Annotated in this window: 10 protein-coding genes and 1 pseudogene; 10 read left to right on the top strand and 1 reads right to left on the bottom strand. The window is 43.8% G+C overall.

Annotated features, from left to right (window positions below; all coding sequences use genetic code 11):
* Nucleotides 1-158: 158 nt before the first annotated feature.
* The 7 genes and pseudogenes from HI950_RS04705 (at nucleotide 159) to HI950_RS04675 (ending at nucleotide 5,613) form a co-directional block, all read left to right on the top strand.
* On the top strand, nucleotides 159-401 hold the full coding sequence (locus HI950_RS04705) for an SDR family NAD(P)-dependent oxidoreductase (protein WP_169081359.1): 243 nt from the start codon (nucleotides 159-161) through the stop codon (nucleotides 399-401).
* A 230-nt stretch (nucleotides 402-631) separates the two neighbouring features.
* Entirely contained in the window at nucleotides 632-955 is a 324-nt protein-coding gene (locus HI950_RS04700) for an L-rhamnose mutarotase (protein WP_169081360.1), read from the top strand.
* A gap of 127 nt (nucleotides 956-1,082) precedes the next feature.
* Nucleotides 1,083-2,489: an alpha-L-fucosidase gene (locus HI950_RS04695; protein ID WP_411268069.1), complete on the top strand. Its 1,407-nt coding sequence runs from the start codon at nucleotides 1,083-1,085 to the stop codon at nucleotides 2,487-2,489.
* A 298-nt stretch (nucleotides 2,490-2,787) separates the two neighbouring features.
* A complete protein-coding gene (locus tag HI950_RS04690; protein ID WP_047679368.1) occupies nucleotides 2,788-3,240 on the top strand; it encodes a VOC family protein in 453 nt (150 codons plus the stop codon).
* A 787-nt stretch (nucleotides 3,241-4,027) separates the two neighbouring features.
* Nucleotides 4,028-4,282: pseudogene (locus HI950_RS35590) on the top strand (CPCC family cysteine-rich protein); the annotation flags it as partial.
* 725 nt (nucleotides 4,283-5,007) lie between these two features.
* Nucleotides 5,008-5,268, top strand: a complete 261-nt coding sequence (locus HI950_RS04680) for a hypothetical protein (RefSeq protein WP_169081363.1) — start codon at nucleotides 5,008-5,010, stop codon at nucleotides 5,266-5,268.
* 78 nt (nucleotides 5,269-5,346) lie between these two features.
* Nucleotides 5,347-5,613 carry a hypothetical protein gene (locus HI950_RS04675; RefSeq protein ID WP_169081364.1) on the top strand — a complete coding sequence of 89 codons (267 nt, stop codon included), beginning with the start codon at nucleotides 5,347-5,349 and terminating at the stop codon, nucleotides 5,611-5,613.
* A 350-nt stretch (nucleotides 5,614-5,963) separates the two neighbouring features.
* On the opposite strand, the gene HI950_RS04670 is transcribed toward HI950_RS04675, so the two are convergent.
* On the bottom strand, nucleotides 5,964-6,446 hold the full coding sequence (locus HI950_RS04670; RefSeq protein ID WP_187768025.1) for a hypothetical protein: 483 nt from the start codon (nucleotides 6,444-6,446) through the stop codon (nucleotides 5,964-5,966).
* Nucleotides 6,447-6,869: 423 nt separating this feature from the next.
* Here HI950_RS04670 and erm point away from each other — a divergent pair, with 423 nt between their 5' ends.
* The 3 genes from erm (at nucleotide 6,870) to HI950_RS04655 (ending at nucleotide 12,132) form a co-directional block, all read left to right on the top strand.
* Nucleotides 6,870-7,760: a 23S ribosomal RNA methyltransferase Erm gene (gene erm / locus HI950_RS04665; protein ID WP_317618291.1), complete on the top strand. Its 891-nt coding sequence runs from the start codon at nucleotides 6,870-6,872 to the stop codon at nucleotides 7,758-7,760.
* A gap of 301 nt (nucleotides 7,761-8,061) precedes the next feature.
* Nucleotides 8,062-8,529, top strand: coding sequence for a hypothetical protein (locus HI950_RS04660; RefSeq protein ID WP_169081366.1), 468 nt, complete (start codon nucleotides 8,062-8,064; stop codon nucleotides 8,527-8,529).
* Nucleotides 8,530-8,931: 402 nt separating this feature from the next.
* Nucleotides 8,932-12,132: a fibronectin type III domain-containing protein gene (locus tag HI950_RS04655; RefSeq protein WP_169081367.1), complete on the top strand. Its 3,201-nt coding sequence runs from the start codon at nucleotides 8,932-8,934 to the stop codon at nucleotides 12,130-12,132.
* The last annotated feature ends 350 nt before the right edge of the window (nucleotides 12,133-12,482 follow it).

The following is a 12,482-nucleotide window of genomic DNA, read 5'->3' as shown; positions in this document are numbered from 1 at the left end:
TCCAATATAGGACTTGCTTGGGCACATCCTAAGTAGAGACTTCACAAATTAATTTACCTAATACAATAACGAATGACAAAATGGACGATATTTTTGGTCACAATGCTTGTCGCTTGTACAAATTGAGAACATATTTTATGAGTACAGGAGGATAAGGCATGCAATTAGAAGGAAAAGTAGCGACCATTACGGGCGGGGGTTCTGGGATTGGCGAAGCTACTGCTAGATTATTTGCGAACCACGGCGCCAAAGTTATCATTGCCGACTGGAACGAAACGGAAGCAAGCCGCGTGGCTAACGAAATTAATAGGCTGCTAACGGCGAATGGCGGCGCTTACGCGGTGAAAACAGAAGTCTCATCCGAGCAGCTGTGGGTGCAACGCAAAATGCGATTATGCTAGAATACATTCCTTGGATTCGTGAGATATTCGTTGAACCCGCAACGGTGAAAAATGGATTTTATGTCCTCCCAGAAATGCCGGGTGCTTCAACAGAGGTCATTCCCCAGTATTTTGACAAGTATCGTATCCGATAATTGATAGTGTAGAAAAGAAGATGGATAAACCAACTGGCAGCAATTCCAACTCTATACGTTGTCCACCTTTTAAATTTGAGTCAAAGAGGGATGACAATGAAAAGATACGGATGGACCATTAAGGTGAAAATGGATAGGTTAGCCGAATACAAAGCATTACATGCGGCAGTATGGCCTGAAGTCTTAAATCGGTTAAAAGAATGTAACATCCAAAATTACTCTATATACTACCGAGATGGGAATCTCTTTAGTTATTTGGAATACACGGGACAAGACTTCGAGAAAGATATGGCTAATATGGCTGCTGACCCGAACACGCAAGCGTGGTGGAAACTAACAGATCCGTGTCAGGAACCAGTTGATTCCGCTTCGGAAGGAGAATGGTGGGCGACAATGGAGGAAGTATTTCATATGGATTAGGGCGTTTCTTCAAACTTAACTACATAGAGTGATTGAGTTAAAAAAATTTGAGGAAAGTCTTCGACAAACGTAAAATTTTCACTTCGAAGTGACACGGAGAACCGAAGGAGGCAACCCGATGAACGATATGGAAATCAAAGAACTTCAGCAAGCCGAAGTGCCGGAATTGAAAGAAGGCGTCCACGGTTACAGCAGCGAGACGAATTGGATAAAACCAGAAAATCCGATTACGCTGGAAAGATTGGAATGGTTCAAGGATCAGAAATTGGCCCTAATGATGCATTGGGGACCTTATTCGCAGATCGAGGCCGAGTCCTGGATTCTCAGCGACGAAGACGGTGATTGGGCGCGTAAAGATGTCGACTGGACGAGCGACTACGAAGAGTTGAAGCGCGAATATTTCGGCCTGAACCGCACGTTCAATCCGTTCCGCCTCCAGCCGGAGGTATGGGCGGAAATCGCCGCCGAAGGCGGGTTCAAATATTTGATTTTTACGACCAAGCATCACGACGGATTTTGCATGTGGGACACACATACGACGAATTACCGGATTACCGGCACCGAAACGCCGTTTCATGCACACCGCTATGCCGACGTTTGCAAGCATGTGTTTGACGCTTTCCGCAGCAAGGGGCTTGCGATCGCCGCTTATTTCTCGAAGGCGGATTGGCATATGCCGTATTACTGGGCGCCAGGAATGGAGAGGGGCCACGATACGTGGAGAGGGCCATCGTACTCCCCCGAGGAATATCCGTGGCTGTGGGAGAAATTCGTCGATTTTACCCATGAGCAAATCATGGAGCTGATGACCCGTTACGGCCGGATCGATATATTGTGGCTGGATGCGGGCTGGGTCAAAGAGAGTGACGAGGTTAAGCAGGACATTCGATTGGGCGAGGTCGTCGAGCGAGCCCGTCAAACGCAGCCCTGGCTGCTGTCCGCGGACCGTACAGTCGGAGGGCCTTACGAAAATTATGTGACGCCGGAGCAAGCGATTCCGGAGCGTCCGCTGAACGTACCGTGGGAAAGCTGCATTACGCTCGGCAAACAGTGGGCCTTCAAATACGATGACCAGTATAAATCGGGGAGGGAGATCGTTCGAATTCTGATGGAAATCGTATCCAAAGGAGGCAATTTAGCGCTGAATGTAGGTCCTCAGCCCGACGGACGATTGCCGGCCGGGGCGGTCAAAAGCATCAAGGAATTGGGCGCATGGATGGAGGTTTACGGCGAGGCGGTATACGGCACACGTGTGTGCGCGCCGTATTATACCGGTGCCTGCGCATTCACCTCGAAAGGAAATACCGTGTACTGTACGTACTTGTATGAAAGCGCAGATGCAGACGTCTCCAAGGTCGTTCATATTCCTTATCAGGAGCCCGTTTTCGGCATCGAGCTTGTCGGAAGCGACGCCTTGCTGCAGGTTGAGCGTACGCCGGAAGGTATCTCGATCACGCTTCCGGATTGCGAATTGAACGGACAGGCTCCGATCGCCCATGTTTTCCGTATGCAGAAGGGTGAGGAGTCAAAGTGAGTGATAAGATTAAGTCGCGTAAATCGCGGCTTTTTCTATTTATGGGAGCAAGTTCTTGTCATTGCATGGTGTTAAGAACATCGTCCCATTCCCGTTTTGTGACAAGAACATTGTCTCATTCCTGACGGATGATCAATAGAGGGGGAGGGGGATTACCTAAGCAGCAAGAGCGACCATCGTTGAGTAATTACATGAATTGTGACAAGATGTTAATCGTTTGGAAGGAATTAGTAAGTCTTGATAGAATAAATATGAAGATGATCAGGTAATAAATTTGTACACATAAGGAGATAAAACTATGGCAAAAAACAAATTACTAAGAATGGACAATGTTGGCATCGTTGTAGAATCCCTTGATGACGCAATCTCTTTCTTCGAGGAGATTGGCTTGAAGCTCGAAGGGCGAGCTACTGTCGAAGGTGAATGGGCTGGTCGCGTAACCGGGCTGGGTTCACAGTGTGTAGAGATTGCTATGATGGTTACCCCAGATGGCCACAGCCGACTTGAACTTTCGCGATTTCTCACCCCACCTACTATATCAGATCACCGAACTGCTCCTGTAAATGCCCTCGGTTATCTACGCGTCATGTTCACCGTTGAAGACATTGACGAAATGGTATCCAGACTCACTAAGTATGGTGCTCAGCTCGTTGGCGAAGTGGTTCAGTACGAGGACTCGTATCGGCTCTGCTACATTCGTGGAAATGAAGGACTTCTAATCGGTTTGGCGGAACAACTCGGTAATAAATAAGTGACGTTTAAAAGAAGACTTAACTGAAATATACATTACTAGAGTGAAAATAGAAACAGAAAAGCAGTGTGAAAGTATCTCGAAGACGTCGTGTGCATCATATAAACACCGCATTCACGCTCCGGGTCTGGGCGACCCTCGGTCCCGGAAACAAGGAACGAGGAAGTAACTGTCGGGACACATCCGCACCGACTAACCACATCGCGGCCGGCAGCAAGCTGCCTTAACTCGGTGGGACTTCGTGATGCATGAACTTTAACGGAAATCAATGCAAAACCAAATTAAAGGGACTCAAATAACGAGGAACGATAGTTGAATGTACACCGCGGCAGCCATCCATGTGATCATCCAGGATGAAGTTGAATGGCACGAATCCCGAGACACATCCAAAACACCAAAACACAACAAACAAGGAGCAAGATCGCCGTGGATCTTGCTCCTTGTTCTACATGAGGGAAAGAAAAAAGAATCCTTGGCTGCGACGGATAAACTCATAAGAAAAACAACTTAGTATTTCAAGCGAGGAAAAACAACTCATAAACAACCTATATAATGTGGCACATCATATAATGTCGGAAGTCAAGAACGTTGTCCCATTCCCGACGGGGAAATGATGCACCATGTCGTCCATTCTAAAAAACAAACGTGCTGCCGTAATATTCATGAGTAAGTCGTGTTATAGAAAATAAAGTATTAGACTGACGATGCGTCATTAAGCTAACGGGCAGTTTAGTGCAATTAGAGTTTAGGTGTTTTATGATAGAGAAAATCGTAATGGAGGTGTGATGTGAAAAAATATACATGCCCATGTTGCGGTTACAAAACGATAGACAGTGACGGAGATTATGAAATCTGTCCAGTATGTTTTTGGGAAGATGACCCTTTTCAAAAAATGAATGAATATGATTTTGGAGCCAATAAGATACCATTGATAGAGGCACAAAAGAATTATCTGAGGTATGGTGCTTGTGAGAAAACAGCGACTCAATATGTTAGGAAGCCAACAGAGCAAGACAAAAGAAACCCTGATTGGGCGCCAATTAATGATAGTTTGTACGAGTTTAAGCTTGCTTGTCGTAAGTTTATTGAAGGTACGTACAGTATCGCTGAATTGCAACATAATTTTTCCTGGATAACAGTGCCTGACGATATCGCAGGAGAGCTAAAACAAATAGATAACAACTTAGATATGATTAGATATTGTACTTTGGATTACAAGCAGCGAGATGAAGCGTTGGATGTGGTCAATGAATTGCTAAAAAAAATGAATATTACCGTTGAAATAAATAGGTGACTTTTTGAACTAACGGGAAACGATAGTTGAACAATCAAGGAGCAGTTTGCTGCGGCAGCTGCTCCATTTCTTTGTTAAGCTACTTAAATAAATTGCTCTTTGTTTACTTCCATAGCCAAGCCTATTTTCCCTTCAGGATTTTTTATGTTTTCCAAACTAACCTGCCCGTATGAGAAGTTATTTCTCAACAGAAATGAAGTCTTGAAGCAATTTGATAAAATTATCTTGTTTGCAAATAGATTGTCTAAAGGCTCATTTTATTTGTTTCATCGTGGAATATAGATCTATCCGTGTATGATCAACCGATGTGTTGAGCAATCGAGGAACGATAGTTGAACAAACAAGGGGGAGTTTGCTGCCGCAGCTACTCCCTTTCGTTGTTAAGCAAACGGGCAGTATAGTTCCAATATGTGGTATATTTTGGTGTGTGATAAAATGGGTAGCTATGTTTTAGTGAGAAGGGAGAATGATTAATGAAGGGTCGAGTTTATGTAGAGTATAGGCGTTTAGGATTTTTTGCTGTAGAGACCGAAGACAATGATTTCTCCATAATTGAGGTTCGGAGTGGAATCCCTTCCTTAGGAGACGAACTGATTGGGGGGCTTAAATCACTTGGTGAAAAGCAACTATACAATGAGACATCTAAAGAAGAATTAAATGTATCTATTAAATCTATACAATTAGCCCTAAGCGAAGCGAAGAGCTATATTAAAGATGCTGCAAGAGGGAAATAGTTAGACGATTGAACTAACGGAGAACGTTAGTTCAATGAAGGGACCTATATTAACGAAGAAGGAGCTTGGGAGGTAAAAATGAAAAAACCATTTATAAGAGCTCTCGTTTTAGGACTAATATTTGTATTCATTTTTTATGCTTTTCAGATTCTTCAAGGAATTTATCTCACGATGAATTATGTTCCGGATATTGTTGAGACATACGAATCAGTTGATCATCTTCAACATAAAGTCGCATTTGGATATGTTTTAAGCCCAGTATGGAGAACATTAGAAATCCTGGTATTAATGCTACTTGGAATAATTGTTTATTATGCTGTGAGGATATTAAGAAAGAAGAAATAATCTTTATTAAGCTAACGGGGAACGATAGTTGAATGAACGCAGCGTAAACCAGTACGTTTCGGGGGCTGGTTTTTTTCTATACGAGATCAGCCTCCGTCTATAAAACGATCGTTTAATAGAATTTATAAACAACCATTTAAAATGGAGAACGTTAGTTGAACAACAAAAGGAGCAGTTTGCGGCAGCTGCTCCTTTCTTCTAGCCGGTGAAAGTCTCGTTGTTGCTTTGAAAACTCCCCAATTGTCTATTTGTTGTCAGAAAATAATCCCATTAAGTTTACCATTTCAAATACTTTACCCGTTAAACTCTGATCCTTCAGCTTGTGCGGGATACAGACGCTTATATTGCATTTAATCATCCTCAAGTTCACGCGCATCCTTAAACATTAATATTACCGCTGTTATGAATAAGACTGCGGTTATTACGCAGCATTCCGCGTAAGTCATGCCAAGACCGAACCACAGTTCGAGGACTGCGTAGAGTCCCGCCGCTGAGCCCGCAAATATGCCGATGCACGCGAATAGTAACGCGATGAATACGAACATGTGGCCGCCAGTGTTTGTTTTGTACATTGTTTTTTTTTCCGGATTTAGAATTAACGAAATCCGCTCCATAGTCGCCAGAAGCACGCGTGACTTGTTTAGTTTTTTTCTTTTATTTGGTGACAAATTTATCTCCCCTAATATCTTGTTATATTCTTTTTCGGAACTTGGACTGGTTAAGTTAAGGCCTGAAGAGATTCCATGGGCGAAACTGGACGAGAAACTGGCGGAGGCAGGCATAAGATATAAAGCTTTTTGCTCAATTATGATTAAACTAACCCCCACATCCAACCACTAACACCTCCGCCATGCAAGAGAAGCATGAGCGAAGCACTTTGATCTCCATATTGCTTATACGAATTCAAACGATATATCCCCCTATATGCATTTCTTATAATGTAACATAAAAAGTTAACGCAGCTAACCTGCCTGTTAGCGTAATGAAACAGCCGATCATTGTGGCCGGCTGCTTCCGTGTTTTTATTGAACTAACGTTCCCCGAAATGCTGCCAAGCGGCAACACTTGAAATCGTTGGTGAGTTTGTTATAATGGCAATAGATTTTAGGAGGTGCTTTATTTGATCACCCATTACATGCGTTTACGGTAAAAAGAGGTGCGGTACAGGTTGACTCATCCGTTTTTTTAAAAGCGGATTCGGGTCTATTTGTGGTGCGCCTTTTTCATTTACCTAAACAAATGAATGAGGTGTTTTTGTGTTGCATAAAAAGAATAAAAAGCCCGTCGTTGCCGGGAATAGGTCCCGTACGAATCCAAATAAAAGCGGAGGCAGCCCTAACTTCTCCGGTCAGCATTTCCTGCATAACAAACGCGCGGTGCGTGATTTGATCGAAACGGCAAAAATTACGAAAAAAGACGTCATTATTGAAATAGGGGCCGGCCTCGGTGCGATCACGCTGCCTTTGGCGGAGAAGGCGAGGATCGTGATCGCTTTTGAGAACGATGCCGCGTATGTTCAAAAATTGATCGGCAAGGTGGAAGGCGAATCTAATATTAAAATCGTTCATGGCGATTTTATGCGAGGATATCTTCCAAGAGAGCCCTTTTGCGTCGTGTCGAATATCCCTTTTTCAATTACGACTCCGATTCTGAGAAAGCTTTTGGATGATCCTTCTACCCCGCTGCAGCGGGCTGCCATCATTTTAGAGAAGGGAGCGGCCAAACGGTTTACCTCTTCAGTCGTGACAAATCCGGAGCTATTAAGCTGGAGGATGAGGTATGACATGGAACTGGTGCAGACACTCCCCCCGGGTTATTTTTCGCCGCCGCCGAAGGTGGAATGTTGCATAATATCGATAAGGAGAAAGGCATGCCCTGAAGTTCCATACCGCTATGGCGCTTTGTTTACGGGTCTTGCTGAAAGGGGGCTAAGAAATCCGAAGTTACCTTTCGACGGAGCGTTCAGTTCCGTCTTTACCCCTCCGCAATTGAAACACTTGGCGTCGAGCCTTGGGATTGACCGGGATAAGCCGGTTTGCGCATTAAAAGAACGCGAATGGAGCGTTATTTTCCAAACAATGCTGGACCATGTCCCTTCCTATCGGTGGCCCAAAACTTTGCAAAGCCAAAAACGGAAGCGAAACTAAGTCTCGTTGCTCAAAATAACCGCTCAACGCTGGAGTATTTTACGACTTGCACAAATCGGAATATTAAAGTTGGTTAAACTAACGGGAAACGATAGTTCAATAACACACATGGATGAGCAGGCGCTGCAGTGGCCTGCTCATTTTATTAAGCTAACGGTAACGATAGTTGAGGAGCAGTTTGCTGTGGCAGCTGCTCCATTTCTTAGTTAAGCTAACGGGCAGGATAGTTCAATGAAATCAGGATAAAATGGAAAACATGGAAAACATGAATGATAAATTGTTGTAGGAAGTGAAATATAATATGAACAAAAAAACATTGCTTGAATGGGAAACTAGCAATAATGCAATAAATAGGACTGTGGAAGGCTTTTGGAGTTGTTTTAGAAAATGGCGTCAAGAAGAGAAAGACGATTACCACGACACATTTCATGGAAAGTTGTATGAGGATTTTATTAGTGTACATGAACGGTCAATTTACCTTAAATATACTTTTAATGTTGAAGAAGTAGTAATATTTTGTTCAGTAAATATTTTTTATCTAGAAGAATACATCGGCACTTACGATTTTGAATTTAATTTAGACGGAGAAATTGCTGATGAATATTTAGATTTTGACGATATTTTATTCAAAGATAGGTTGTTGAAAATGAAACATAACTTGAGTATTGCCCGAAATGCCTTAAAACAAGGAATTGAAATTGGAACAGTATCCAATATTACTGGAATTGATTCTAAATATATAGAGATATTGAAGGAGAAATATTGTTAAGCTAAAGGGAAACGATAGTTCAATGAAGAGACTCAAACGATGAAGGAGCTGCAGGTAACTCCTTTTACATCTTCATAAAATAAGAAATTTTGTACATATGTCTGAGATTGTCAGTACGGAGACTGCCAGAAGAAGAATTCGTAGGATAACCAATTTCTCTAATCAGGCAAGGGGGAGGAAATCGAAGGCGACCGAATATTGGTCTCGCGTCCGGCGCACGGTCGATCATATTGAGGAATTGCTTGGATGAATCTCACTGTAATGTTAAATTCCGTGCTTGTTTTAGATAGGCGGGGGCATACGCTTTCATTTATATATTCAAAACGAGAACTTATATGATATATTATTATTCGAAATGAATAATTGTATAGAATTGGATAGATGAGGAAAAAGGAGGCATTTATGAAAAGGTTGCGATTAAAGGTTCAATATTTGCTCATTACAGGTATGCTTGCGCTGCTGTTCGTCCCCCTGTCATCCTACGCGGCGGAACAGAGTGCCGCTAGCGAAAGCGGTTTAACGGAAGCGATTAATGGGATGGGAATAACGGTGACGTCTCCTGCTAACGGTACTATAGTGGGAAATCAGCTATACATAGGACTTAAAGTTTCTTATACAACGTTCCAAATTGCAAAAGTGACGGCACAGGTTGATGACGTTACTATGAATTTCGTTTCCTGCGGGGTGAATTATACCTGTTGGAAGGGAACAATGGATATTTCTTCTTTACCTAAAGGGGAAAAGTCGGTATTGATTACCGCTTGGGATTCCAAAGGAAACTCAGTCAGCAAGACTCTCGATATCATCTACGATGAGAAGCCGGTCCTTCAGGTTCAGCAGCTTGCAACAGATTTTACCGGACAGACCCCGAAACTCCGCGTTCAGGCAACCTGTACGGATGATGATCCTAACGGTTGTACACTAGAGATATCTTATGGCAGCGAAAAAATAACTCGAGTAAACAGCATCGATCAACATATAGATTTGGGCGAATATATCGAGCAGGGACTTGATATTTCATTGACGGCTGTAGATTCAAGAGGGCAAACCGCTAGTCAGAGCTTCCCGGTTTGGCCGGAACACAGCGAGTGGCTTCGCCTGGTCGATACGGTGGACGGCGATATTCTGGATGTCAGCACGGAAAAAATATTATTTGATAACCGTCAAAAAAAGCAGCTGGGTATCAAAGACCGAAAATCCGGTGAAATCATTACCGTTCCCTACGATCTCCCTGTAAACGATGTATTTAAATACGGCTTTTTGACTCCCCACGGCGCTGTTATGGCTCTTCAATTAGATAAAGGGATAATGGATGTCCCGTCCGTCCTTTATGAGTGGAGAGACGGTAAGCTCTATTCTTTAGGGTATTTCCCTTCCAGTTCCGCTTGTGAACATGAATATCTTCTTTGCAGTATACACGATGTACCCGTAAACCAAAACTATGCACTCTATGAAAAAAATAGTGATCTTATTTTGCGAAATTTGGTGACGGGAACAAACGAAATTATTCCAATCCCACCGGAAGAATTCATCGTCGACAGATTTTTTCTTATTGGAAATGAGGTCTATTTTGAAACTTACAGTAGGAATTGGGAAAATCCTGGAGGTAGCTATAAATACGACAAGGGCACTATTACTCCCTTGGACGATTTCACCTCCGAAACCCTCTTATCAACTATAACAGATGGCCATTATACCTTGTTTTGCAAAACCACTAGCTATGATTCACCGTGTTCTTTGGTGCTTCGCGGACCCGATGGCGATCAGGTCATAGGTGACGAGGTATGGTCGAGCGTAAGAGGAATGGATTACCAATTAAATCAAGGCTGGGTAGCTTATAACCGTCCAACAATTAGCGGAGAGCAGCTATGGCTTCGCTCTCCCGACGGCCAAGAGCAGCAGGTTGCAAATTTCCGTACAAGTTACCCATATATAATCGCTTACTTAGCCGAAAACGGTGACGTCGCTTTTTATAACGATAACAAACTGTTTTTTCGTAAATATAAGGCTGACGGAATAAGCGATCCTGTAGAAATCGGAACATCCGAACTGCGGCTGATGCGGCTGGACGGGCAAGAATATGGAACGATTGACAATACGTTATTTGCGTTAAAAAAAGAAACGACGGCACCGACGATCGGCAGTGTGCAGCCTTCGGATGGCGAAACGGTAACCGTGAATAATCCGGTCTTATCCGCTGTCATTTTGGATCCCGATTCGGGGGTGGATCCCTTTACGCTGATAGTCAAAGTCGACGATCAAATTCTGGAATCCAGCTATGACGTGGAGTCGATGACCGTGACCGCGCCGGCCTCTGGATTGCAGGATGGTACCCATTCCCTTCTGATTCGTGCTACGGATAAAGAAGGAAATATAGCAGAGCATTCCGGCAGTTTCACTGTCAAGAAATCATGGTCTGTATGGCCAGAAGGAAGCAGCTTGAAGGCAGAGAATGTCGGACGGAATTCACTTGCCTTATCCTGGCCGGCCGCCCGGGAGAGCAATGGTTACCGGATATACAGGAACGGGGAACTCATAGATACGGTGAACGAAAACGTCCATTCGTATGATGTAACGATGCTGCAGCCGGATACCAGATACATCTTTAAGGTGGAGTCAGAGCTGCCGGACGGCAATTGGTCGACGGATGGACCGTCTATGTCGGTGAGGACGTCAAGTCCAATCTTAGAATGGCTTAACAAGCTTCATGCCGCCTTCGTTGCCGGCGATCCAGCGGACATACAGGACGTAAGAAATCTGCTCGATGAAATCGCGGGGCTGGACGATTCGGCCGATCAGTCGCTGATCGATCCCTTATGGAACAAAATCAGCGCTAAGCTGCCGCCATCAGTTGATCAGGCCGAGCTAAAGAGCAGCCTGTTCCGAATCGTCAAGGCTATCGGTTCGTTACGTTACGATCCACAGTTGTCCGATTTGGAAGCCATTCGGACGAATCCGGAATTCATAGCGGCACTAGAGACGATTGCAGCGGCCGGAGGCCATCCGAATGTATCGATGGACGATTTCCTTATCCTGCTTTTTGGCGATGGAAGAAATGCAGGAGGGATAGAAGGAACAGTCCGCGATATACTGAAGGATATGAAACCGAAGGAACTTGCGGCACTGCTCGCCAATAAGGATCGAATGAATGCGGTCTTAAGCAAAGCGCTGGCTGAAGTATTGGATGATAAAAATACGTATGCGCTCAGCGCGGTGCTCTACAAACTTGATGTTAAGCCTGAAGACGTAAGGTCGGCGGTGTATAACTTCCAGGTAAAACTGAAGCATGATGTGCCGGCCATTAACGCGTTAATCGTTGCTTTTATCCGTTCTGAAGCGGATGAGACAGTCAAAATAACTGCGAACGGCAAGAAGCACGAATACGGGCTCAAGGTTTTCGATATTGAGCTTCCGTCCATTATTGTTAAATGGACAAAAGTATCCGGGAGTGACGATGTGACCGTGAATTTGAACGGAAACGTATCCATTCCGAATCATGCCGCAAGCGGTACAGCAGTCATACAAGCGTCGCTGTTTAATCCTTACGGCGGGAAAGCGAAAGTCATCTTTCAAAAAGAAGTGACGCTGATAAATGCCGACTGAATGGCAACAGAATTAAGGTATATTCGAATCATAAAGGAGCTGTCTCAAACTTGAAAATTTTTGAGCAGCTTCTTTTTTATCTCGATTATGGATTTTGAGCGGATGTATCTCCTTTCGATTGTTGTTGAAATCTTCGAAATCTGGAAAGACACGTCTTCCCTTCAGGAACTAGAGGGATTCAATATTTTGATAAAAGTGGTAAGAAAATCGATTTTTAAGTTCAATTTGATGTTACGCTAACGGGTACGATAGTTGAACAATCAAGGAGCAGTTTGCTACGGCAACTGCTCCATTTCTTTGTTAAGCTAACGGGCAGGTTAGCGCAGTGCCGTTCTAAATAAAATGTCCAA

The organism is Paenibacillus sp. PL91, from assembly GCF_012935325.2.
In the GTDB taxonomy this organism is placed as follows: domain Bacteria; phylum Bacillota; class Bacilli; order Paenibacillales; family Paenibacillaceae; genus Pristimantibacillus.
The sequence above is the reverse complement of the archived record's forward strand: the minus strand, read 5'-3'. Positions and strand labels throughout refer to the sequence as shown.

Excerpts from the sequence above, each read along its gene's own strand:
- HI950_RS04705 (WP_169081359.1), top strand. The coding sequence starts at position 159 with ATGCAATTAGAAGGAAAAGTAGCGACCATTACGGGCGGGGGTTCTGGG.
- HI950_RS04700 (WP_169081360.1), top strand. The coding sequence starts at position 632 with ATGAAAAGATACGGATGGACCATTAAGGTGAAAATGGATAGGTTAGCC.
- HI950_RS04695 (WP_411268069.1), top strand. The coding sequence starts at position 1,083 with ATGGAAATCAAAGAACTTCAGCAAGCCGAAGTGCCGGAATTGAAAGAA.
- HI950_RS04690 (WP_047679368.1), top strand. The coding sequence starts at position 2,788 with ATGGCAAAAAACAAATTACTAAGAATGGACAATGTTGGCATCGTTGTA.
- HI950_RS04680 (WP_169081363.1), top strand. The coding sequence starts at position 5,008 with ATGAAGGGTCGAGTTTATGTAGAGTATAGGCGTTTAGGATTTTTTGCT.
- HI950_RS04675 (WP_169081364.1), top strand. The coding sequence starts at position 5,347 with ATGAAAAAACCATTTATAAGAGCTCTCGTTTTAGGACTAATATTTGTA.
- HI950_RS04660 (WP_169081366.1), top strand. The coding sequence starts at position 8,062 with ATGAACAAAAAAACATTGCTTGAATGGGAAACTAGCAATAATGCAATA.
- HI950_RS04655 (WP_169081367.1), top strand. The coding sequence starts at position 8,932 with ATGAAAAGGTTGCGATTAAAGGTTCAATATTTGCTCATTACAGGTATG.